General features: G+C 40.0%; 24 protein-coding genes and 1 riboswitch. Of the genes, 20 read left to right on the top strand and 4 right to left on the bottom strand.

What is annotated here, in order from left to right; genetic code table 11:
* Positions 1 to 44: 44 nt before the first annotated feature.
* Positions 45 to 1,565, bottom strand: a complete 1,521-nt coding sequence (locus KH400_RS14645; RefSeq protein ID WP_217225768.1) for an NCS2 family permease — start codon at positions 1,563 to 1,565, stop codon at positions 45 to 47.
* A gap of 28 nt (positions 1,566 to 1,593) precedes the next feature.
* Positions 1,594 to 2,184, bottom strand: coding sequence for a xanthine phosphoribosyltransferase (locus KH400_RS14650; RefSeq protein ID WP_217225770.1), 591 nt, complete (start codon positions 2,182 to 2,184; stop codon positions 1,594 to 1,596).
* 150 nt (positions 2,185 to 2,334) lie between these two features.
* Positions 2,335 to 2,436, bottom strand: a riboswitch (purine riboswitch).
* A gap of 287 nt (positions 2,437 to 2,723) precedes the next feature.
* On the opposite strand from KH400_RS14650, the gene cimA reads away from it, so the two are divergent.
* Positions 2,724 to 4,352 carry a citramalate synthase gene (gene cimA / locus KH400_RS14655; protein WP_217225772.1) on the top strand — a complete coding sequence of 543 codons (1,629 nt, stop codon included), beginning with the start codon at positions 2,724 to 2,726 and terminating at the stop codon, positions 4,350 to 4,352.
* 72 nt (positions 4,353 to 4,424) lie between these two features.
* The gene (trpB, locus tag KH400_RS14660; RefSeq protein ID WP_217225775.1) at positions 4,425 to 5,606 is read left to right on the top strand and encodes a tryptophan synthase subunit beta; all 1,182 of its coding nucleotides are present in this window, start codon (positions 4,425 to 4,427) and stop codon (positions 5,604 to 5,606) included.
* Between the two features lie 84 nt (positions 5,607 to 5,690).
* Here trpB and KH400_RS14665 read toward each other — a convergent pair whose 3' ends face one another.
* Complete coding sequence (locus KH400_RS14665; RefSeq protein WP_217225777.1) at positions 5,691 to 6,524, bottom strand: undecaprenyl-diphosphate phosphatase; 834 nt, start codon at positions 6,522 to 6,524, stop codon at positions 5,691 to 5,693.
* Between the two features lie 202 nt (positions 6,525 to 6,726).
* Here KH400_RS14665 and KH400_RS14670 point away from each other — a divergent pair, with 202 nt between their 5' ends.
* From KH400_RS14670 to KH400_RS14680, 3 genes are all read left to right on the top strand, one after another.
* Complete coding sequence (locus KH400_RS14670; RefSeq protein WP_217225779.1) at positions 6,727 to 7,677, top strand: DMT family transporter; 951 nt, start codon at positions 6,727 to 6,729, stop codon at positions 7,675 to 7,677.
* 56 nt (positions 7,678 to 7,733) lie between these two features.
* On the top strand, positions 7,734 to 8,264 hold the full coding sequence (locus KH400_RS14675; protein WP_312889201.1) for a TlpA disulfide reductase family protein: 531 nt from the start codon (positions 7,734 to 7,736) through the stop codon (positions 8,262 to 8,264).
* A 155-nt stretch (positions 8,265 to 8,419) separates the two neighbouring features.
* On the top strand, positions 8,420 to 9,487 hold the full coding sequence (locus tag KH400_RS14680; protein WP_217225781.1) for a DUF3866 family protein: 1,068 nt from the start codon (positions 8,420 to 8,422) through the stop codon (positions 9,485 to 9,487).
* On the opposite strand, the gene mciZ is transcribed toward KH400_RS14680, so the two are convergent.
* Positions 9,480 to 9,602 carry a Z-ring formation inhibitor MciZ gene (gene mciZ / locus KH400_RS14685; RefSeq protein WP_217225783.1) on the bottom strand — a complete coding sequence of 41 codons (123 nt, stop codon included), beginning with the start codon at positions 9,600 to 9,602 and terminating at the stop codon, positions 9,480 to 9,482. The genes KH400_RS14680 and mciZ overlap by 8 nt on opposite strands.
* A gap of 105 nt (positions 9,603 to 9,707) precedes the next feature.
* Here mciZ and KH400_RS14690 point away from each other — a divergent pair, with 105 nt between their 5' ends.
* The 15 genes from KH400_RS14690 to KH400_RS14760 all read left to right on the top strand — a co-directional run bounded on the left by KH400_RS14690 (position 9,708) and on the right by KH400_RS14760 (position 23,523).
* The gene (locus tag KH400_RS14690; protein ID WP_312889202.1) at positions 9,708 to 10,250 is read left to right on the top strand and encodes an NUDIX domain-containing protein; all 543 of its coding nucleotides are present in this window, start codon (positions 9,708 to 9,710) and stop codon (positions 10,248 to 10,250) included.
* A gap of 18 nt (positions 10,251 to 10,268) precedes the next feature.
* Positions 10,269 to 11,441 carry an endonuclease Q family protein gene (locus KH400_RS14695; RefSeq protein WP_217225787.1) on the top strand — a complete coding sequence of 391 codons (1,173 nt, stop codon included), beginning with the start codon at positions 10,269 to 10,271 and terminating at the stop codon, positions 11,439 to 11,441.
* Positions 11,442 to 11,674: 233 nt separating this feature from the next.
* Positions 11,675 to 12,313 (top strand): stage II sporulation protein M, encoded by a 639-nt coding sequence (gene spoIIM, locus KH400_RS14700; RefSeq protein WP_217225789.1) that lies wholly within the window; start codon positions 11,675 to 11,677, stop codon positions 12,311 to 12,313.
* A gap of 126 nt (positions 12,314 to 12,439) precedes the next feature.
* The gene (gene fur / locus KH400_RS14705) at positions 12,440 to 12,886 is read left to right on the top strand and encodes a ferric iron uptake transcriptional regulator (RefSeq protein ID WP_217225791.1); all 447 of its coding nucleotides are present in this window, start codon (positions 12,440 to 12,442) and stop codon (positions 12,884 to 12,886) included.
* 128 nt (positions 12,887 to 13,014) lie between these two features.
* Positions 13,015 to 13,254: a YqzK family protein gene (locus tag KH400_RS14710; protein WP_217225793.1), complete on the top strand. Its 240-nt coding sequence runs from the start codon at positions 13,015 to 13,017 to the stop codon at positions 13,252 to 13,254.
* 32 nt (positions 13,255 to 13,286) lie between these two features.
* Positions 13,287 to 14,177: a site-specific tyrosine recombinase XerD gene (gene xerD, locus KH400_RS14715; RefSeq protein ID WP_217225794.1), complete on the top strand. Its 891-nt coding sequence runs from the start codon at positions 13,287 to 13,289 to the stop codon at positions 14,175 to 14,177.
* Between the two features lie 115 nt (positions 14,178 to 14,292).
* Positions 14,293 to 15,474, top strand: a complete 1,182-nt coding sequence (deoB, locus tag KH400_RS14720) for a phosphopentomutase (RefSeq protein ID WP_217225797.1) — start codon at positions 14,293 to 14,295, stop codon at positions 15,472 to 15,474.
* 112 nt (positions 15,475 to 15,586) lie between these two features.
* Positions 15,587 to 16,888, top strand: a complete 1,302-nt coding sequence (locus KH400_RS14725; RefSeq protein ID WP_217225799.1) for a pyrimidine-nucleoside phosphorylase — start codon at positions 15,587 to 15,589, stop codon at positions 16,886 to 16,888.
* 278 nt (positions 16,889 to 17,166) lie between these two features.
* Positions 17,167 to 18,324 (top strand): D-alanyl-D-alanine carboxypeptidase family protein, encoded by a 1,158-nt coding sequence (locus KH400_RS14730; protein ID WP_217225801.1) that lies wholly within the window; start codon positions 17,167 to 17,169, stop codon positions 18,322 to 18,324.
* Between the two features lie 192 nt (positions 18,325 to 18,516).
* Positions 18,517 to 18,867: an anti-sigma F factor antagonist gene (gene spoIIAA, locus KH400_RS14735; protein ID WP_217225803.1), complete on the top strand. Its 351-nt coding sequence runs from the start codon at positions 18,517 to 18,519 to the stop codon at positions 18,865 to 18,867.
* Positions 18,868 to 18,869: 2 nt separating this feature from the next.
* The gene (spoIIAB, locus tag KH400_RS14740) at positions 18,870 to 19,310 is read left to right on the top strand and encodes an anti-sigma F factor (protein ID WP_217225869.1); all 441 of its coding nucleotides are present in this window, start codon (positions 18,870 to 18,872) and stop codon (positions 19,308 to 19,310) included.
* A gap of 12 nt (positions 19,311 to 19,322) precedes the next feature.
* Positions 19,323 to 20,081 carry an RNA polymerase sporulation sigma factor SigF gene (gene sigF / locus KH400_RS14745; protein ID WP_217225805.1) on the top strand — a complete coding sequence of 253 codons (759 nt, stop codon included), beginning with the start codon at positions 19,323 to 19,325 and terminating at the stop codon, positions 20,079 to 20,081.
* 262 nt (positions 20,082 to 20,343) lie between these two features.
* Positions 20,344 to 21,357, top strand: coding sequence for a stage V sporulation protein AD (gene spoVAD / locus KH400_RS14750; RefSeq protein WP_217225807.1), 1,014 nt, complete (start codon positions 20,344 to 20,346; stop codon positions 21,355 to 21,357).
* Positions 21,358 to 21,485: 128 nt separating this feature from the next.
* Positions 21,486 to 22,055, top strand: a complete 570-nt coding sequence (gene spoVAEA, locus KH400_RS14755) for a stage V sporulation protein SpoVABEA (RefSeq protein WP_217225809.1) — start codon at positions 21,486 to 21,488, stop codon at positions 22,053 to 22,055.
* On the top strand, positions 22,048 to 23,523 hold the full coding sequence (locus tag KH400_RS14760) for a spore germination protein (protein WP_217225811.1): 1,476 nt from the start codon (positions 22,048 to 22,050) through the stop codon (positions 23,521 to 23,523). The genes spoVAEA and KH400_RS14760 overlap by 8 nt, the downstream gene beginning before the upstream one ends.
* The last annotated feature ends 5 nt before the right edge of the window (positions 23,524 to 23,528 follow it).

The following is a 23,528-nucleotide window of genomic DNA, read 5'->3' on the forward strand; positions in this document are numbered from 1 at the left end:
GAGTATAGGCTTGGATCATGGCTTATTTCTCATCATGTTTTCATTTATGCTATTTTTTTCGACTCGCTCAAGTGTTCACCTTGATGTTTCGCATTCGTTTGTTTGAACGAACAATAGATGAAAATGAGTGCAACGATAAGATATCCAATCGCGAAATCTGTTGCAGCATTGATAGATAGTGCTGGTGCATGCATGAAGCCGATGAATGAAAGGAGGGCACCAAGTAGAGAAAATGCAGCTGCCCGCATAAATTGATGATCAATAATATAAACGGTAATGGCACCTAAGATAATACCTGTAAACATAGCACCTTCACCTAATGGGACAATTCCTTCAGAAATTCCAGCAACAACATCACTTGCATCATTATTAAACCGAGTCATCACGTAATTTGCTAAATACGGAAGCATCGCAATCGAAACGGCAATGAAGTATTTTGAGTTACTAGCTTGATAAGCGGTGGTGACCATTGAAATACCGACAAATACTAAAATAGGTGCAATAGCAGCAATTGGAATAATGGATGACATCGCTGCGATGAAACCGAACATCGCTGCTAAAGCAAACACAAGTGCATTTAAAATACTATAACCACGACCAGCTCCCATCCATTTTGAACCGACAGTCGCTATATAAACCGTTGTTGGGAACATCCCGCCAAATAGCGTTCCGATCATTGTTCCAAGGCCGTCAACGGCTTGGCACTCACGAACATCGTAGTTGTCACCGGCAACAGCCATTGCTTCAACATTATTCATCGTTTCAATCGCATTATAAATCGTAATTGGCAGAATCACTGCTAATAAGCCGATTAATGCACCAAATAAATAATTAAAGCCTTCAAAGGCAGCGAGCGTTGGTAAAATTGGATAAAAGCCAATATGAGCAAGACCCTCGCTTATTTGGGCTGTGTCCGTATAACCAAGTGAAAATGCAAGCACAGTACCGATAACAATCGCAAATAGTGACGGTGGAATGTTGAAAGGTAGTGCAATTTTTCCGATAAAGCCAATGAGTATAATTGCTAGGGCAACAAGGCCGACAACAGGCATTGAAAACGTATTAAATAACATCTCTCCCGCTACAAAGGTAAGGGCAACACCAGCAAGCGCACCAAGCATCGCTGGACGTGGAATGTTATTGCGGACCCAGCTACCTGTGAAACTAACAAGGACTTCAATTAAGCCACTAATAAAACAAGCCGCAAGTGCAATTTTCCAAGCTAAGTCCGGATCTCCTGTTAATGTCAATGCTGGGAGTAAGACTCCGAATAAAAAGACGAACATAACAGGAGTGCTGATCCCATATGATAGTGCGGTAACGTCTGTGCGGCCTTCTTTTTGAGCTAAACGGTTAGCCATATAGGCATAGTAAAGATTTCCGACAATAACAGCGACAGCTGCACCTGGAATGACTTGACCGAACACAATGCTCGTAGGAAATCCCATTCCGAGCATTGTCACCGCGATAATGACAAAATTGGCTAAATTATTTTGAAAAAGAGCAAAGAATGCGTCGGTATCTTCTTTTTTATACCAAGGGTAATGAATGGTTTTCGTAGACATGATGATCCTCCTATGGTCGTTGTGTTAACTAGTTCGTAACTTTTGCTTCTTCCACAAACGTAACTTTCTCATCTTTAAGAGATTGAATTCGAGCGAGTGATTCGACACGGTATCCTGCTTCGGTTAATTTTTTATGACCATTTTGAAAGGACTTTTCAATCACAATTCCAATTCCTGCAACCGTTGCGCCAGATTGCTCCGTGACCTTTGCTAATCCTAGTGCCGCTTCCCCGTTTGCAAGAAAGTCGTCAATAATTAAGACGTGGTCGTCACCTTCTAAAAATGCTTTAGATACAGTAACTTCATTTGTCTCATTCTTTGTATAGGAATACACACTTGCTGTGTAGACATCATCGTTCATGGTTAGTGATTTTTTCTTTCGAGCAAAGATGAGCGAAACATCAAGCTCTAGCGCTGCTGTCAAACCAGGAGCAATCCCGGAAGATTCAATTGTTAACACTTTTGTAATCGTTTCGCTTTTAAACCGTTCAACAAACTCCTTTCCAATAGCTACCGCTAGCTTTGGGTCAATTTGGTGATTTAAGAACGAATCAACTTTTAAAACTTCGTTGGCTAACACCGTTCCTTTCGTTTGAATGGCTTGTTTTAATTGTTCCATTGCAATACCTCCTGATTATAGTTTTACTTCTATGTAATAACGAAAAAAGCTCAAATGTCAGGACACTACATACAAGTGAACCACTGACATTTGAGCTATAAAAAGCAGCTTCTAAAAGGTTGCAAAAGGCCTCGCCTATAAGCAACTAAAGGTTGTCATTGCTTCACTCGTAGTCGAATCATTTACGGCGATTCGGTAGAGACTAGCAGGCCGTATTCCTGCAATTATACGAGTAAACCTTCTTAAATATTTTGAATTGAGATGATTATAGCATAGAAATAGAATTGAAAACAGATGAAATTCTATTTTTCCCGAACTTTTTTTCGAGTTTGTTTTGATTTCATTCGTTTATAGGTTTTTTAGCGCTCATTTTTAATGAAATCATCAGAAAATAGATAAAATCATAATTTTCTAATAATCACATAGCCAATTAGAAGAAGCTGTGCTATACTTTTACCCAATATTAGCATGGAGTTCAAACATTCTTACAATTTAGAAATGAAGGCTAAGATCGTAACTGAAAGTGGGAGGTTTAACCTTTGAAACAGCAAGTCTACTTATATGATACAACGCTACGTGATGGAACACAGGGAGAAGGAGTGAGTTTATCTGTTGATGATAAGCTGAAAATAGTGCAAAAGCTAGATGAAATGGGCGTTCACTACATTGAAGGTGGTTGGCCAGGCAGTAATCCAAAAGATATGGACTTCTTTGCCCGTGTCAAAAACTTAAAACTAAACCACGCGACAATTACTGCGTTTGGTAGTACGAGGCGGCTTGGAGTTAGCGCGAGTGAAGACCAAAACCTGCAACGTATCATTGAAAGTGGAACCAACGCGGTTGCCATTTTTGGGAAGACATGGGACTTTCATGTGACAGAGGCATTGAAAACAACATTAGAAGAAAACCTAAACATGATCTATGATTCCGTGTTGTTTTTAAAAGAGAGTGGCTTAGAAGTTATTTTTGATGCTGAACACTTTTTTGATGGCTACAAGCATAATCCAGAATACGCATTAAAAGCGATAGCGAAAGCGGAAGAAGCTGGAGCGGATTGCGTTGCCTTGTGTGATACGAATGGTGGATCGTTACCGCATGAAATTGCTGAGATTGTGTCTGTTGTACGTGAGAACCTTTCCATCCAAGTGGGAATCCACTGTCATAATGATGGTGAGTTAGCTGTTGCAAATACGATTGCTGCTGTGCAAGCAGGTGCATCACACGTTCAAGGGACCATCAATGGCTATGGTGAACGGTGCGGGAATGTGAACTTGATCTCTGTTATTCCGAATTTACAGTTAAAGATGGGCTATTCATGTATTGACGAGGAGCAAGTACGACAACTCACGTCTGTATCAAAGTATGTACATGAAATTGCGAACCAGGTTGCACCAAGCAACCAACCATTTGTAGGAAAAAGTGCATTTGCTCATAAAGGGGGCATGCATGTTAGTGCGGTTATGAAGCACCCAGAGACTTATGAACATTTATCTCCTAAAATGGTTGGTAATGAGCGTCGAGTACTTGTGTCTGAGTTAGCAGGTCAAAGTAATCTACTCTTTAAAGCAAAAGAGTGGAACCTTGACCTTGATAAAGAAAATCCAGCATCTAAACAACTCATTACAAAAATTAAAGAGATGGAACATATCGGTTATCAATATGAGGCAGCAGAGGCTTCGTTTGAATTGCTAGTGAAAAAGGGTTTAGGTGAACTGACGGATTTCTTTAAATTTGATCATTTTAAAATTTTAGTTGAAAAAAATAAAACTGAAACGTTCACAACTGAGGCTGTTGTAAAGTTGATGGTCAATGACGAGATTGTCTTAACAGCAGCAGAAGGGAATGGACCAGTCAATGCACTTGATCACGCGCTCCGTAAAGCATTGGTTGAATTCTTCCCGATTATTAACGAGATGTATTTATCTGACTATAAGGTTCGTGTCTTAGATGAAACAGAAGCAACGGCATCAAAAGTAAGGGTACTAATCGAATCCTCAGATGGAAAGGAAAAATGGAGCACAATTGGAGTGTCAGGAAATATCATTGAGGCGAGTTGGTATGCACTTATCGATAGTGTTCGTTATTACTTATTAAAACATGAACATGAGATTGAGGCAGTCGTTAAAGAGAAAACGTATCAGCCGCCATTAGGTGTTAGTAACCACTAAACATTAACAATTGCTAATTGTAGCAGTGGTTGATAAAATAAATAGTAACATAAGAGAAAAGGAGTTTTAGAGATGAGCAAAGTAGAGACGAGTAGAGTAGAGAATCAAGAAAAAGGTTATTTTGGAGATTTTGGTGGGAGTTTTGTACCACCGCAATTAAAAAGTGTCTTAGAGCGTTTAGATGAAGAGTTTCAAAAGTATAAAGATGACCCAGCGTTTAATCAAGAATACTTGTACTATATGAAAGAGTATGTAGGCAGGGAAAACCCATTAACGTATGCTGATCGTTTAACGAATAAGCTTGGTGGGGCGAAGATCTATTTGAAACGTGAGGACCTCAACCATACAGGTGCTCACAAGATTAATAATGTCATTGGTCAAATTTTACTAGCCAAAAAAATGGGTGCACACCGTGTGATTGCAGAAACTGGTGCCGGTCAACATGGTGTGGCAACAGCAACGGCATGTGCGATGCTTGGGATGGAATGTATCATTTATATGGGGGCAGAGGATACACGTCGCCAAGAATTAAATGTGTTTCGTATGGAACTGTTAGGGGCGAAGGTTATCCCTGTTAAAAAAGGGCAAGGACGATTGAAAGATGCCGTCGATGAAGCATTAAATGATCTTGTTGAGAATTATGAAACAACGTTCTATTTACTAGGTTCGGCTGTAGGGCCACATCCGTTCCCAACCATGGTTCACCACTTCCAGTCCATCATTAGTAAGGAATCTAAGCGTCAAATTCTCGAAAAAGAAGGTCGCCTACCAAATATGGTTGTTGCATGTGTAGGCGGTGGTAGTAATGCGATTGGGGCGTTTTCTGAGTATATACCTGAACAAGATGTTCGTCTTGTCGGAGTCGAGCCAGAAGAAGCTGCAACACTTACACAAGGAACCCCTGGAGTGATCCACGGCTTTAAATGCCTGTGCCTTCAAGATGAAGAGGGGAATCCCTTGCCAACGCATTCAATATCCGCTGGGCTAGATTATCCTGGGATTGGACCGGAACATAGTCATCTGAAGGTTACCGATCGTGCCGAGTATTATACCGTATCAAAACAAGAAGTGTTGGATGCCTTTCAGGAGCTTGCACGTACAGAGGGGATTATTCCAGCATTAGAGAGTGCGCACGCGGTTGCCTACGCTTTGAAAGCTGCAAAAGAGATGAATAGTGATGATATTATTATCGTTAACATCTCTGGTCGTGGTGATAAGGATGTTAACGAAGTGAAAAGGTTGTTAAGTGAATAGCCATTAACAAAGTCGACTACGTGTGAGCCATCTCCCGTAGTCGACTTTGTTGTTTTATTCAAATCACGCTTGCGCAGTTTTTTATTAGTCAATCTCGATCACAGTACTTGGATCGATAAATAAATAAACCAAAATTGCTACAGCAAAGCAATAGATCGCGAAATATGTGAGCTTGCTACGTTTTAAAAATTCAATTAACCATACAATTCCAATCCAAGAAAAAATAAAGGATGCAAGAAAAGAAATGGTCAGTGCCCCTATTCCGATCGACGCGAAGCCACCAGCACTAATTTCATCGAAAGCTAGTACGGTCGAACCTAAAATCACAGGGATCGAAAGTAAAAATGAGTAGCGGACGGCAGTCTCTCGGTTCAAACCCATAAATAGCGCGGTGACAAGCGTGGCACCAGATCGTGAGATACCGGGGAACACTGCCAATGTTTGTCCGAGACCAACAACGATTGAATCAAAAAATGTCATGTTCTTTTCTGAACGATTACCATAAGTATGGAAGCGTTCAATAATAATTAGGAAAATACCAGTAACTGATAAAGCGACAGCAATAAATAGTGGAGTTTTCATTGCATCACCAATCACATCACTTAATAGCACACCAAGACCACCGGTAATAACTGTTGCGACCACAATGTAAATCGCGAACCAAAATTGTATACGGTGTTCTTGTGACTTCGTTTTAAAATAGCCGAAGAAACCTGTAATGACATCGGCTAGGTCTTTTCTGAAATAAAGGATAACAGCTAAGATCGAGCCGATATGTAAATAAATCTCAAAAGCTAGACCTGGAAATGTGTATCCAAAAACCATTTGTGTAATAACAATATGGGCTGTACTAGAGACAGGGAGAAACTCTGTTAATCCTTGTACGATCCCAAAGATAAGTGCCTCAATAATTGACATGCTTAACTCCTTTCACAAGTTGCTGATTTCTAGCTAATCTATTATATCAAAGTCTGAAGGGAAAATGAAAAAAATTTACGAATGTAATCGTGATTATTGTTCAACTTGCGCGTAAATCTTTATAATAGAGATAGAGTTATTCGTCATGAGTTGGGCGCTTTTTGAGTATATACCAATAAGGAAAGGTGAGGGGGTGAGGGAAATGATGGCCAAGTTACAGCGGCTTCCTTATTTATTGTTAGTTTTTGCAACTTTTTTTTGGGGAACTAATTTTGTGTTTAGTCGCATCATTGTTGAAGAAGTCCCACCATTTCAGTTGTCTGTTGTGCGATGGGGGATTGCGAGCCTCGTTTTTCTACCATTTGTGTGGCGCGAACTACGAGAATCTAAGGAACTATTAAAACGGAACTGGAAAGTACTATTGGCATTTGCAGTAACCGGAATCGCTGGCTTCAACACGTTATTGTATATAGCGATTCAGTATACTAGCTCTATCAATGCATCACTTGTTAATTCACTAGCACCGTTATTAATCGTCGTACTCTCTGTTCTCTTTTTAAAGGAAACGCTAGTTCGCTTTCAATACATAGGTATTTTGCTTTCATTTCTCGGTGTTGTTATTGTCATCACGGAGGGGAGATTAGAAAATCTATTTACACTTTCCTTTAATCCTGGTGATTTAATTGTTGTGGCGGCAGTCATTTCTTGGTCGATTTATTCTGTTTTATTGAAAAAGTTTGCAGGTGGATTTCCAAAAAGAGCAACATTTATCGTTACGATGTATATAGGGATTCTATGCTTGCTACCTTTTGCCATTTTTGAAAGAACACAGCAACCGGTTGCGTTTACCTCTTTATCCGTAGATATCTTAGCTGGTATTCTCTTTTTAGGTGTATTCCCTAGTATTATTTCATTTATTTGTTGGAATGAAGGTGTTATGCAAGTAGGACCGGGGAAAGCCTCCAACTATCTGCACTTAATTGTTTTATTCACAACGGTATTAGCCGTCTTGTTTGGAGGGGAAGTATTGACAATCATCCAAGTGGTTGGTGGAGCTTGTATTTTGTCTGGTGTCATTTTAGCTTCAAATCCAAATTTTCTGCAAAAGTGGGGGAAACAAAACGCCGAAACTAAACAAAACGTTCATACATAATTGAGCGATTGATTATGGTATATCTGTTAGTGTGATCCTAGAAAGGAGTGTAGGTTGTGTTTAGCAAAAGTCGGTTGGTAAGTGCAGTGGTTCTACTTTTGGCAGCAGGTCTTATTTTTTATTTGATTGTTACCAATGCGAATCAAGAACAGGTCGGAATCGATCAAGGAATGGTGGCCGAAGACTTTACGTTACCATTGTGGGGAACGGATGAAACATCGTCACTTTCTGATTACCGTGGTGAGATTGTCATCATGAATATGTGGGCTTCGTGGTGTCCGCCCTGTAGAAAAGAGATGCCAGATTTAGACAGGCTCTATCAGGATTATAAGGATGTCGGTGTAACAGTGCTTGGTGTCAATATGAATAAATTTGAACGAACAACAGAAGATGCTGATGCATTTCTTGAAGAGTTCGATGTTTCATTTCCGACATTAATTGATGTCGATGGCGATGTGGCGACAGATTATCAAATTCAAGGGTTACCAATGACTTACATTATTGATGAAGACGGGGTGATTAACCTTGTTATTCGTGGTGAAGTCAATTACGAAGGGCTAGAAGAAATCATTTTAGAAATGTTTTAAGGAGTAAACCATGTGGAAACACCTCTAAAAGGGTAGATGTACTCTTATAGAGGTGTTTTTTTTGGATGGATGTATATTTTCACAATGGTCAAGGATAAATAAGCCGGTAAGCGGTGATAATGAGAGTATCATCATATCGAAGATGGAGGCTCTGCATGTATAAAGAGTTAATTGTCGAAGTAGTAGACGTATTATATGAGGACGAACATATCCAATTACTTCGAACATCAGAGGGGGCAAAAAAAGCGATGTTGTATCGGCGAATACAGCCTGCCGCTACACCAGGCTGTACATTATTAGTCAATACAACGGCAGTAAGCCTTTCGTTAGGGACAGGTGGCTGGGATATCGTTAAGGCGGTTCTATCTCCACACATGGCAGTTGACGATCACCAACAAGGACATATTATGAAAGCAAGGTACTTGCCATCTCAACATAGTGTCTTGAGTGTTGAATCACAGGAGAGTGCTGATCATTCGCTTTTTCAACAGGAGTTCTCATTGCGAGGGAAGAAAGTTTTGTTAGCTGAACTACATAGTATGATTCCAATTTTATTTTTAACTATCAGTGAATTAAATCCATCTTTGAAAATGACCGTTATTATAAGTGATGAGGCGGCCTTACCGCTTGAGATGAGTAGTCATTTGCGTTATTTAAGGGAGGATCAACGCTTTCAAACGATAACGACCGGTCAAGCATTCGGAGGGGATTATGAAGCTGTAAATATTCCTACAGCATTGCAATTTGCTTCGGAAAAATTACAGAGTGATGTACTTATTGTTTCAGTTGGACCGGGGGTTGTGGGTACAGGTACAACATATGGGTTCACAGGGATGGCATTGGCAGATTGGGCCAATACGGTCGGTAGCTTTTCTGGTTTACCCGTATGGGTTCCAAGGATTTCTTTTGCAGATCAACGAAGTCGCCATCAGGGGATTAGTCATCACTTGTTGACCCCACTGCTTTCATTTACGTATCCTAAAAGCCTTATTCCATTACCGATTTTTCATAAGGAAAGCTGGGATCGTAAAATTTCTGAACAAGTAGTTCCTATGAAGGAGAAGCATACGGTTGTAAGGGTGTCGAGTGATGAGGTGACGGGGCTCATTCAAGAAAACCTTTTACAATACCCAATTCCAATTACAACAATGGGACGAACATTTTCGGATGATCCGGCATTTTTTTTGAGTGTGGCTGTTGCTGCAAAAGAAGCTATTAATTAGACTCGGTCCATTCTCGAACAGTTTCGTACTTTTTTTTGTATTGTTTCAAGATCGCACAAACTTCCCATGATTTGCCGACAATCGTAACACCATTTGTTCGCAAATAAATCTTCATAGCATATCTCCTTCCTCAAGTGTGCGCTAAACGGTCATTAATCTAGTTATGCTATGGTAGACTATATGAAGGTGAATGAAGGAATAGAACATGGAGGGATTTAAGGTGAGTGAACATTTATATGAAAAAACGATTGCATCAACAACGGTGTATGAGGGGAAAGTTATTGATGTAAAAGTTGATGATGTCAAGTTGCCGAATGGACATACGAGTAAACGTGAGATTGTTAATCACCCAGGTGCAGTTGCTGTTATTGCGTTAACACCAGAAGGGAACTTGTTGCTTGTACGGCAATTTAGAAAACCTCTTGAGCGAACCATTGTTGAAATTCCGGCAGGTAAGCTTGAGCTAAATGAAGAGCCACTTCATTCAGCAAAGCGTGAACTAGAAGAAGAAACGGGGTATAGAAGTAACCAGTTAGAGTTTGTCACCTCTTTTTATACGTCTCCAGGGTTTGCAGATGAAATCGTTCATATTTATTTTACAGATCAATTAACCGCAGGACATGTACAAACGGATGAAGATGAATTCGTCGACCTGCTTGAAGTTACCCTAGAGGACGCAGAAAAAATGATTGAAACAAAAGAAATTTTTGATGCGAAAACAGCCTTTGCAATTCAATACTTGAGGTTACGTAAGGATATTTAGCAACGAAGGAGGAAGGCCATGCGAGATTTTTTTGTTGATTTACATATCCATATTGGCCGAACTGCCTCTGGGAAACCGGTGAAGATCACAGGGGCAAAGCGACTAACTCTGTCTAATATCATAGAATATGCTCGGTCGATCAAAGGGATTGATATGATTGGGATTATCGATTGTCATGTCCCAGAAGTGATCGCTGAACTTGAGGATATGATTGCAGCAGGTGAAGCTATAGAGCTATCAGAAGGTGGGATTGATTTTCACGGATTGACGCTCATATTGGGGACAGAAATGGAAATTTATGATGACAACTGCAAAGGTCCAATCCATGTTCTTGCATTTATGCCTCAGCTCCAAAAAATGAAACAATTTAGTAAATGGTTAGCAGCCCACGTGAAAAATATAACGCTAAGTTCACAACGAGTCTATGAACAAGCGAAAACGATCCAACATGTCGTGTGCGAGCTTGGTGGCATGTTCATACCGGCCCATGTGTTTACCCCACATAAAAGCTTATACGGTAAGGGTGTTGAAAATAGCCTCAGGGAAGTATTGGATCATAGGAAGATCGACGCGATTGAGCTTGGTCTAAGCTCTGATACTGCAATGGCTGACCAAATCTCAGAGCTCCATCATTATTCGTATATTAGTAATTCTGATGCCCATTCGCTAGAAAAAATTGCTAGAGAGTATCAAACCATTCGTATGGAGCATGCATCATTTAATGAGTTAAGGTTAGCCCTACATGAACAAGAAGGACGTAAAGTTAGTGCTAACTTCGGCTTGAATCCATATTTAGGAAAATATTATTATACGAGCTGTGAAAAGTGTTCGACAATTATACCAAACGAGGATGATATGATTTGCCCAACATGTGAACACAATCGTTTTACAAAAGGTGTTTATAACCGTTTACTAGAATTAAAAAGCAGTGATGGTCCGCTTGTTCCTAATCGTCCCCCCTATATTCATCAAGTTCCGTTGGAGTTCATACCAAAACTTGGATCAAAAACATTAGCAAAATTGCGAGACCATTTTAAAACAGATATGGCCATTATTCACGATGTTCCAGAGGAAGGATTGCGTCATGTCGTGTCAGATTCGATAGCCGAAACCATTATCAAGGCAAGGCGTGGCGAGCTTCAGTTTCATTATGGAGGTGCAGGGCGCTACGGGAAAGTTAAGGATACATAAGCTTCTCAAGCGGTAGATAATGAAGAAGTTGGGACAAAAGGTTGGTTTTACCTTTTGTCCCAGCTTCGAAACAATGAGCGTAACCGCCACCATCTTTTAAAAGCCAATATTTTAACTCCCCCCCATTTCTTAATTCTCTTATATGTTTATTTTTGAATTTCGTTGACCTATCAAGTCATAGAATTGAGGATGAGTTCATAGATTGAATTAAGAGAGTTTGGGGAGGGTTAAGAATGAAGAATGGTATCGGAGCGTCTATCGCTTATCATTTAGAGGATAACCGATCAATTTATATATTTACGACCGTTCTTTTTTTAATGGGGATTATTTTTGGAGCTGTTGTAGTCAATAGCTTAGGGTTAACACAAAAGCATGATTTATATATGTATTTAAGTCAGTTTTTTGGACAAGTGTCTGAGGGGCAATTTGCTAATTCGGCAGCGATGTTTAGTCAAAGTTTTGCTCACTATGCGAAGTATGTAGGGTTAATGTGGATTTTAGGGTTGTCAATTGTCGGACTCCCGATCATATTAATTTTACTATTTTTAAAAGGTGTTGCGATGGGGTTTACGGTTGGATTTCTCGTTAACCAAATGGGGATGTCTGGCTTTGCCTTATCATTTGTAAGTGTGATGCCGCAAAATTTTATTTTAGTTCCTGCTTTTATTATCGTTGGCACGACAGCGGTAGCCTTCTCCTTAAAAATGATTCGTAACCAGTTTATTAAAAAGAATAACGAGCCGATCTTTCCGCAATTTTTAAATTATTCATTAGTCATTTTAGTGATTGGGGCCTTGCTCTCAGCTGCATCTGCGTTTGAAGCGTATGTAACTCCTGGTCTCATGAGGGTTGTTTTATCTTGGGTGGCGTAATCACTTAATAATCATTCTTATATGAGAATGGGTATGATTAACTCCTGATAATAATTATTATTTGACACTCTTTTTTTCCATGATTATAATTAGAATGGAAATGGTTATTGGGGAGGGGTTATGATCGTGGAAAAAAGAATTGAACGAATAAAAAAACAATTACATTCGCAAAGTTATAAATTAACTCCTCAAAGGGAAGCTACGGTTCGTGTCTTGTTAGAGCACGAGGAAGATCATTTAAGTGCGGAAGATGTATATTTACTTGTCAAGGAGAAAGCGCCAGAGATTGGGCTTGCGACCGTATATCGAACATTAGAGTTACTAAGTGAATTAAAAGTGGTAGATAAAATCAACTTTGGTGACGGAGTTTCTCGTTATGACCTACGTCAAGAAGGAGCAGATCACTTTCATCACCATTTGGTTTGTATCGAATGTGGATCCGTTGATGAAATCCAGGAGGATTTACTTGGAGATGTAGAAAAAATCGTCGAACGTGACTGGAATTTTAAAATAAAAGATCATCGTTTAACGTTCCATGGAATTTGTTATCGTTGTACAGATAAAGAAGAGTAATTAAATAGAATGAATGAACCTTTTCGCTCATGAAGAGGTTTTTTTATATTTTGGTATAAACTGTATTGTTTTTGGCATAGCTTGTAACAGGGAGTATTTTGTTGTTTTAGACAAGTCCTAAGGAGGTTATGCCTTTGCGATCGTTTGTTACTGTTATTTTAAGCGCAATTAAAGTTTTTATTCTCTTTATGGGATGCACATTGTTATTTTATTATGGTATTCTTTGGGTTAGTAAAGAATATGAAAGTTATCACCGTTATGATGAACCGCAAGGAAGAGCAGTAAAGGTTGTCCAAATGGAAGGGACAGACCCGAACACTCATTGGTTTATGGATCGTCTACTGTTCTTCTATCATTATGGTGAATGATAATGGTGATTCTCATGTTAGGGGCGATGAACATGCAAAGCCAGATTGATGAGTTTTTACAATATTGTATCGTGGAACGTGGATTGTCTGCGAATACGGTTCAATCATACAAACGCGATTTAGGGCAGTACCAAAAGTATCTGTTTGAATTCAAACAATGTAAGGATTTTAGCCAAATAGACCGTACAACGATTACTGATTACCTTTACTTTTTAAAAGAAAAAGGTCGCGCAGCATCTACAATCGCAAGGACGATTGCCTCGATTCGTGCACTTCATCAATTTTTATTACGAGAAAAATTAACAGATCAAGACCCTTCCATTCATATTGAAACACCGAAAGCAGACAAGCGTTTACCAAAAGTATTATCAACTAGTGAAGTAGAATCATTGTTAGCAGCACCTCATCGACATACACCATTCGATATGAGAAATAAAGCGATGTTGGAAGTGTTGTATGCAACTGGTATACGTGTTTCTGAGCTTTGTCAGTTGCAATTAGATGATGTTCATTTAAAAATGGGATTTATCCGCTGTATTGGGAAAGGGAATAAAGAGAGAATTATTCCCCTAGGTACGATGGCAGCAGATGCTCTTACTACCTATCTTGAGCGGGGAAGACCTAAGCTTGTAAAGAAGGTCGATCACCGAACGTTGTTTGTTAATCATCATGGATCCCCTCTTTCTAGGCAAGGGTTTTGGAAGATTCTAAAGAAGTTAGCGCAAGAGGCTAACATCAAAAAAGACCTAACTCCTCACACCCTTCGACACTCATTTGCTACCCATTTACTTGAGAACGGTGCTGATTTAAGAGCAGTTCAAGAGATGTTGGGACATGCCGATATTTCAACAACCCAAATTTACACACATGTGACTAAAACAAGATTAAAAGATGTTTACGCTGATTTTCATCCTCGCGCATAAATGGGATTCTATTGTAGGGCCAACGAATATGCACGATCCTGCTTTTGCAGGATAATAAGGCGAATGATTACATATAATTTGAATATAACGATGTGAAGTGAGGGTGATATTGAGAATGACAGATTATCGTTTTAAAAGAATCTTTCTTATTGTGATGGATTCTGTTGGAATTGGGGAGGCACCGGATGCAAAGGAATTTAATGATGAAGGTGCTGATACATTAGGACATATAGCAGAACGAATGGATGGCTTACATATGCCGACAATCGCAAGCTTAGGGTTAAGTCATATCCGAGAAATTAAAGGGATTGAAAAAGTTAAACAGCCATTAGGGCACTTTGGGAAGATGCAAGAAGCATCAACAGGAAAAGATACAATGACAGGGCATTGGGAAATTATGGGTCTTAATATAAAAGAGCCATTTCGAACGTTCCCTGATGGGTTTCCGGATAAGCTAATTAAAGCGATTGAAGATTTGTCTGGGCGCTCAGTGATTGGGAACAAGGTGGCCTCCGGTACTGAGATTCTTGATGAATTAGGTAAGGAGCATGTCGATACAGGGGCATTAATTATTTATACGTCAGCGGATTCCGTCTTACAAATTGCTGCTCATGAGGATGTCGTACCAATCGAAGAACAATATGAAATTTGTGAAAAAGTTCGTGAGTTAACGTTGGATCCAGAATATATGGTTGGACGTATTATTGCACGACCGTTTATTGGGGAACCTGGACGTTGGGAACGTACCGCAAACCGCCATGATTATGCTCTAAAGCCATTTGAGCGAACGGTGATGAATGAATTAAAGGATTCAGGCTACGATTCGATTGCGATCGGAAAGATTTCCGATATTTATGATGGCGAAGGAATTACTGAGTCTCTTCGTACGACGTCAAATCTTGATGGGATGGATAAAATTGTGCAAACGTTAAATCAAGATTTTACTGGACTCAGCTTTTTAAACTTGGTCGATTTCGATGCGAAGTTCGGTCATCGACGTGATCCGATTGGGTATGGTAAAGCGTTGGAGGAATTTGATGAGCGCTTGCCCGAGGTTCTTGAGAAATTAACAGATGAAGATTTACTAATCATTACTGCTGATCACGGAAATGATCCAGTCCATCACGGCACCGATCATACTCGTGAATATGTTCCGTTGCTCGTCCATTACAAAGGTCAAAGTGAGGCGAGCGATTTAGGAATACGGCAGACCTTTGCTGATATTGGAGCAACCGTTGCTGAAAACTTTAACGTAAAAATACCAAAATACGGGAAGAGCTTTTTGAGTGAGATATAAGATTAGGATATCTCCTGACCTGGGGCAACCTTTATAAGCTTTTAAAAGTTGCAACGTTCTAAGGATCTATATTAGGTGTTATCAGTATGTTACTAACGATGGGGTGATCGTCATGCGCATGGTTGACATAATACAAAAAAAACGTAATGGAAATGAATTAACAGATGAAGAAATTCGCTTTTTCATAAAAGGATATACAGAGGAAAGCATCCCTGATTACCAAGCGTCCGCTCTATTAATGTCGATTTATTTTAAAGGAATGACTCCTCAAGAAACAGCGACGTTAACGAAGGCGATGGTTGAGTCTGGTGAGACTATTGATTTGTCAGCGATTGATGGGGTGAAAGTTGATAAGCATTCTACAGGTGGCGTCGGTGATAAAGTGACATTTATTGTCGCACCTCTTGTTGCTTCTGTTGATGTACCTGTTGCGAAGATGAGCGGTCGAGGACTTGGCCATACAGGTGGTACGCTTGATAAGCTTGAATCAATACGTGGGTTTAATATTGCGATTTCCAAAGAGGAATTTGTCGCTAATGTTAACAATCATAAGCTTTCTGTTGCTGGACAAACCGGTAATTTAGCACCTGCAGATAAAAAATTATATGCCCTTCGAGATGTAACGGCAACGGTCGATTCGATTCCGTTAATTGCTGGTTCGATTATGAGTAAAAAGCTAGCTTCAGGAGCGGATGGCATTGTCCTTGATGTGAAAACAGGGACCGGTGCGTTTATGAAGACGTTAAAGGAAGCTGAGGCTCTCGCTAAAGAAATGGTAAGTATTGGCCAGAATCTTGGACGTAACACGGTTGCTGTGATTAGCGATATGAATCAACCGCTTGGTTTTGAAGTTGGAAATGCAAATGAAGTAAAGGAAGCCGTTGAGGTTCTACAAGGAAAGGAAGTCAATGATCTAAGGAAGCTTTCCTTAGAATTAGGCGCACATATGGCTGTGTTTGCGAACGTATTTGCTACGTATGACGAGGCTTATGCGGCGTTGGAGAAAAACCTTGAAAATGGGAAGGCTTTTACCGCTTTCCGTAACATGGTTGAAGCTCAAGGTGGGGATGTAGGGATGATTGATGATCTTACAAAGCTACCAAAAGCTTCTCATCACATTGAAGTGAAGGCGCACCAAGATGGATATGTTGCAGCGATTGACGCTGAAACGATTGGGGTCGCTGCCATGCACCTTGGTGCTGGTCGGGCAACAAAAGAGGATAAAATCGACCATAGTGTTGGCCTTTCATTAAAGAAAAAAGTTGGAGATGCTGTACGTGCTGGTGAACCACTTGTAGTGATTCATTCAAACGATGAAGACCCGGAAGTATCCATTAATAAAGTTTATGAAGCATATGAAATATCCGACGAGAAACCAGATACACTAGAATTGATTTATAAAGTAATCGATTGATCTAGGATGAAGCTGATCGAAAATGGAGAGCCATTTTTCGATCAGCTTTTTTTGTGTGGTAAAGGGACGGAGTGCGCGAACAGGGAGAAAAAATCAGTGAAGTACGCTTACTCGCACCGCCTTAGGATTGAATTATGAGGGCAGTTTCACTGAGGTGAGAAGAAGTTGATTTTCTAAGGTTCGCTTCTCATATGAATTGGAGATAAAAATTTCCTGATTTAGGTATAAAACAATAAATTTTGGAAAACACTTTAATAAAACGAATGGAGGTACGAGTGATGAGGGGATTGATTACGAGCATTTTAAGTGTAGTTTTACTAACAGGAATCGTTACGCCAGTGGCGCTTGCTGAAGAAAGTTCGATCAATTTAGCGCCTGATGCTTCATCAGCGATTTTAATTGAACGGGATACAGGGACGGTTTTATTTGAAAAAAATAGTCAAGAGAAGCTTCCGCCGGCGAGCATGACGAAGATTATGACAATGCTTCTGATCATGGAGGCACTCGATAAGGGTCAGATTAAATTAGATGAAAAGGTGCGAACAAGTGAAAGGGCTGCTTCGATGGGAGGTTCACAAATCTTTTTGGAACCTGGTGAAGAAATGACGGTTGCGGAGTTATTAAAAGCAATCGCTGTTGCATCTGGTAATGATGCCTCGGTAGCAATGGCAGAACATATTGCTGGATCAGAGGAGGCATTTGTAGAAATGATGAATGAGAAGGCAAAAGAGTTAGGGGCTGAGCAGACAAATTTTATAAATTCAAATGGTCTTCCAGCAGAGAATCATTATACGACAGCAGAAGATTTGGCATTGATCTCTAAAGAATTGTTAAAGTATGAAGACATTACAAACTATACAGGTATTTATGAGGATTACCTTCGTGAAAATACAGATGATGAATTTTGGCTAGTGAATACGAATAAACTGGTTAAATTTTATCCGGGGGTTGATGGCTTGAAAACAGGTTATACTCGTGAGGCGCAATATTGCTTAACCGCAACTGCAGAAAAAAATGGGATGAGAGTGATCTCTGTTGTTATGGGGGCCAGCTCACCTAAAGAACGTAATAAACAAATCACCGAGATGCTTGATTATGCGTTTAGTCAGTATACGACTCATAACCTTTATGAACGAAACCATGTAATTGATGAGGTTAAGATAAGCAAGGGACATAAAGGAAAAGTAGAAGCAGTGACATCTGGGTCAGTGTCAATTTTAACGAAAAAAGGTGCAAGTGTTGAGGATGCAACGGAAAAAGTAGTGCTAGAAGAGGGATTACAAGCGCCGATTAAAAAGGGCGACCAAGTAGGAACATTAATCATTGAACAAGGTGGTAGCGTATTGTCGGAAACGAAGCTGGTAGCTAAAGAAGATATTAATGACGCATCATGGTGGTTGTTATTTAAACGTACACTAGGTAAATTCGCTGGGTAGAGTTAGATTCACTTTAAAAACCTCAAGGTGTGTTAAAACGAAATACCACTATTTTTCGCAAATAATCACTAGTTTTGTCACCGAGAAGGACAATGCATAAAGGATAGCGAAAAACTCACTACAGAATAATTGGTGATCTGTGTCCTGTAGTACACAGTATTACTTCAACTATCTTTGAGGGAGTGAGGATTGGTGAGTTTACAAGTAGACCTTGAACGTAAAGGCAGCGTCCTTTGTGTGAGATTAAGTGGAGAGCTAGATCACCACACAGCAGAAACATTAAGAACGCAAGTAGATGAAGAAATAGTGAAATACCAAATGAAGCATATTATTTTAAATTTAGAGCAGTTATCCTTTATGGACAGTTCTGGATTAGGTGTCATTCTCGGACGTTATAAACAAGTGAAAAATAATGATGGGGAGATGGTTGTTTGTGCCATTTCTCCAGCTGTCAAGCGATTATTTGAAATGTCAGGTTTGTTTAAGATTGTTCGACTTGAAGAGAGTGAACAATTTGCTTTGCAAACATTGGGGGTGGCTTAATGATGAAGAATGTGATGAATTTAGCGTTCTCAGCTTTAAGCCAAAATGAATCATTTGCAAGAGTCACCGTCGGATCTTTTGTCGCTCAATTAGATCCAACGATGGACGAACTAACGGAAATTAAAACGGTTGTTTCAGAAGCGGTCACAAATGCAATTATCCATGGGTACCATAATCAACCAGAAGGTATGGTCTATATTACGGTTACGCTTGACCAAGGTGTCATTGAATTGACGATCAAAGATGAGGGCATAGGAATAGCAGATATTGATGAGGCAAGACAACCGTTATATACGACGAAACCAGAGTTAGAACGTTCCGGTATGGGGTTTACGATTATGGAAAATTTCATGGATGAAGTCAAAGTTGTATCTGAAGCGATGATGGGAACTACGATCTATTTACGAAAGCATCTCTCAAAAAGTAAAGCGTTATGCAATTAAGGGGTTCTGCTAATGGATGTGGAGGTTAAGAACGGGAATAAAGATGCATACTTGAAGGATGATGAGGTAAAAAAGTTAATCGAGCTAAGCCAAGCTGGTGACCAAAGCGCAAGAGATATGATCGTTAATAAAAATACACGTCTGGTATGGTCTGTCGTGCAGCGTTTTTTAAACCGGGGCTATGAACCAGACGATTTATTCCAAATTGGTTGTATAGGATTGATTAAATCCGTGGATAAATTTGATCTTTCCTATGATGTGAAATTTTCAACGTATGCTGTTCCAATGATTATAGGGGAAATCCAACGGTTTTTACGAGATGATGGAACGGTCAAAGTCAGTCGCTCGTTAAAAGAATTAGGGAATAAGATTCGCAAAGTGAAAGATGAAATGTCAAAGACGCTCGGACGTGTACCAACCGTCAATGAAATTGCTGAAAAGCTTGAGATCTCACCCGAAGAGGTTGTCTTTGCTGGAGAGGCAAGCCGAACGCTATCTTCCATTCATGAAACGGTATATGAAAATGATGGTGATCCAATTACGTTATTAGATCAAATCGCTGACCATTCCGAGACGAAGTGGTTTGACAAAATTGCTTTAAAGGAAGCGATTCGACATTTAGAAGAGCGTGAACGGTTAATTGTCTATTTGCGTTACTATAAAGATCAAACACAATCTGAGGTTGCTGGCAGGTTGGGAATCTCGCAAGTTCAAGTGTCAAGGCTCGAAAAGAAAATACTTGAGCATATTAAAGGTCAAATGGGTGAATAACCATTTGACCTTTTTCTATTGGGAATAACTGGTGGAAATAGATTTAGAATGAGTCAAGCTGTTATGGAACATACTAACGACAAGAAGCACCCTTCATATTGTCTAGTAGTCGCAAGGCAGCGGTAGCTGCTTAATATAGGTGTGCAAGCGATTTTTACTCGTCCTATATAGAAAGTGAAGGTAATCCATGGTCAAGATAAGCAGTGACTGAACTTGAAATACGAATAAGGGGCGAGGAAAACGACGTGGAGGAGGCTTACAATTGAAGCGCAAGGGTAAGCAGACGTGGTGCTTTGAAAATAACATATATATAACATCAACAGGAACAGCGGTAGGTCCTCTTGAGGGAAAGGGACCGTTATCAGATCAATTTGACAAAGTATTTGATAGCCTCTACTGCGGTGAAGTGAACTGGGAAAAGGCTGAGCAACGATTAATGACTGAGGCTATCAATAGTTGTTTGCAGAAGGTTAATAAGTCAAAAGGTGAGATTGATGTTCTGCTTGCCGGCGATTTATTGAATCAAAATGTAACGTCAAGTTATGTCGCTAGAGAAATGGAAATTCCTTTTTTAGGAGTGTTTGCAGCATGTTCGACGATTACAGAGTCACTTGCATTAGCGTCAGTGTTAGTGGACGGTGGTTATGCTACTGACGTACTTGCGGCAACAAGCAGTCATAATGCCACAGCTGAACGACAATTTCGTTACCCAACTGAATTTGGCGGACAGAAGCCTGCCACGGCTACGTTTACTGTAACGGGTGCTGGAGCAGCTTATATTAGTAAAGAGAAAGCGAATATAAAAATTAGTGAAGCAACGATTGGGAGAGTAATCGATCTTGGGATGAAGAACCCCTATGATATGGGATCTGCGATGGCCCCGGCTGCCTTTGATACAATCATTGCTCATTTAAATGATACGAATAGAGAGGTTACTGATTACGATTTAATCGTTACTGGAGACCTGTCTCGGGTTGGGAGTTCAATTATAAAAGGACTCTTAGAAGAGCATGGACATGATGTGCAAGCCAACTATGCTGATTGCGGTTTAATGGTTTTTGGTCCGGGGCAACCAACCTTTGCTGGAGGAAGCGGTTGTGCTTGTCCTGCAGTGGTCACGTTAGGTCACCTTGTTAACGAGATGAAAAATGGAACATTAAGACGATTACTAGTCGTTGCAACTGGAGCTTTATTAAATCCGACAATGATTCAGCAAAAAGAATCAATTCCTTGTATTGCACATGGAATTGTTCTTGAGTCGACTGCTACCTCGTAATGCCTGTACTAGCCATTTAGATGTAGATTAGCTTTTGTAAAAAGTTTGTTTGCTAGCTAGGGTATGTAAGACATAAATGTTAAGTTTCAGCGACATGCTAAGAGTTAGAGACTAAGGGGTGAGTGACATTGGATGAGAAAAAGCGCGTGATTCTAGTTACAGACGGTGATGAGTCAGCCAAACAAGCTGTTCAGCTTGTCGCACAGCAAATTGGTGGACGGTGTATTTCTCAATCGTGGGGGAATCCTTCACGATTAACAGGGGAAGAACTTGTTACATTAATAAAAAAAACACCTTATGACCCTGTGCTCGTTATGTTTGATGATAGCGGTTATCACGAAGAGGGCAGAGGGGAACACGCGATGCGAGTCGTTGCGACTCACCCTGAGTTTACGATTCTTGGAGCAATTGCTGTGGCATCCACTACCCATTTTTCGGAATGGACGAAGGTAGATGTCTCGGTTGATCGTTACGGAAATTTAACAGAATATGGTGTCGACAAGTATGGATTACAAGACCTTGAAGTTGGCAGAATAGACGGGGACACGGTTTATAGCCTCGACCAATTACATATTCCCGTCATCGTCGGTGTTGGCGATATCGGGAAAATGGCAGGGCAGGATACAGTAGAAAAGGGGGCTCCTATCACAAGAAAAGCGGTGGAGATTATATTAGAACGGAGCGGATATTATGACTGAACAGCATGTGAAAGAAAAACAATTAATATCCAAAAATATTAGGGAAAATGAGAAAATTTTAAAACAACGCTTAGGGATTGGGACTAGCTTTGATGTTGGAATTCGCAAACTATCCATCTTAGGAAAAGAAATTCAAATTTATTACACGAACGGCTTATGTGATATCCAATATATTATTGAAATCCTCAAAGAGTTAATGGATCTAGAATCACGGGGTCGTGAGACACGTGATGTAAAAAAAGCGATAGAAAATCATCTCACTCACGTTCAAGTCGAATATAAATCAACATTGGATGAAGCGATTGATGAAATGCTTTCAGGTCTAATCTTCATTTTACTAGAAGGTGAAGATGAAGCATTTGTTGTAGATACAAGAAGTTATCCTGGGCGGGGTCCGGATGAGCCTGATACCGAGCGGGTCGTTCGTGGTGCCCGTGATGGCTACACAGAAAATATTATTGAAAATACAGGTTTAACTCGTCGACGTATCCGTGATGAACGGCTTCGTCATGAAATTCTTAGAGTGGGCACGCGCTCGAAAACTGATATTTGTATCTCTTATATTGACGGTGTTGCTGATGAAAATTTAGTTGAGATCGTCAGAAAAGAACTCGAAAATATCAATATTGATGGAATCACGATGGCTGACAAAGTTGTTGAAGAGTTTATTGTTAAACAAGGGGCGAATCCATTCCCACTTGTTCGTTATACAGAAAGGCCAGATGTGGCAGCTACGCACTTACTTGAAGGGCATGTTGTCCTTATTGTTGATTCATCACCAAGTGTCATTATTACCCCAACGACGTTTTTTCACCATGTACAGCATGCGGAAGAATATCGTCAAGCACCGGCAATTGGGACCTTTTTAAGATGGGTTCGTTTTGCTGGAATGATTTTTGCTTTATTCATTTTACCATTGTGGCTACTTATGGTTATGCAACCGTCGTTATTACCAGAGATGATCTCATTTATCGGGCCGAATGAGACTGGAAACGTTCCAGTCTTTATGCAAATTGTGCTAGCTGAATTTGGGATTGAGTTATTGAGGATGGCGGCCATCCATACCCCTTCACCATTAGCGACAGCGCTTGGTTTAGTAGCCGCGTTACTCATTGGTGAAGTTGCGATTGAAGTTGGATTATTTTCTCCCGAGGTCATTCTTTATGTTGCTTTAGGTGCCATCGGTACGTTTGCTACACCTAGTTATGAATTAGGAATTGCGTTAAAAGTGGCTCGTCTCGTACTTCTTGCAGCGGTCGCACTCTTTAAAGTACCGGGTCTTGTGATTGGGACTACGTTATTGTTAATCATCATGATCAATATTAAAGCACTTAACAAACCTTATTTATGGCCATTTTTACCATTTGATCCACAAGGGTTTAAACAAATCTTGTTTAGAATGTCAGTACCAACCATGAAACAGAGACCAACAATTGTTAACCCGAAAAATTCAATTAAACAATCGTAATTCGT

The organism is Desertibacillus haloalkaliphilus, from assembly GCF_019039105.1.
GTDB classification, from domain to species: domain Bacteria; phylum Bacillota; class Bacilli; order Bacillales; family KJ1-10-99; genus Desertibacillus; species Desertibacillus haloalkaliphilus.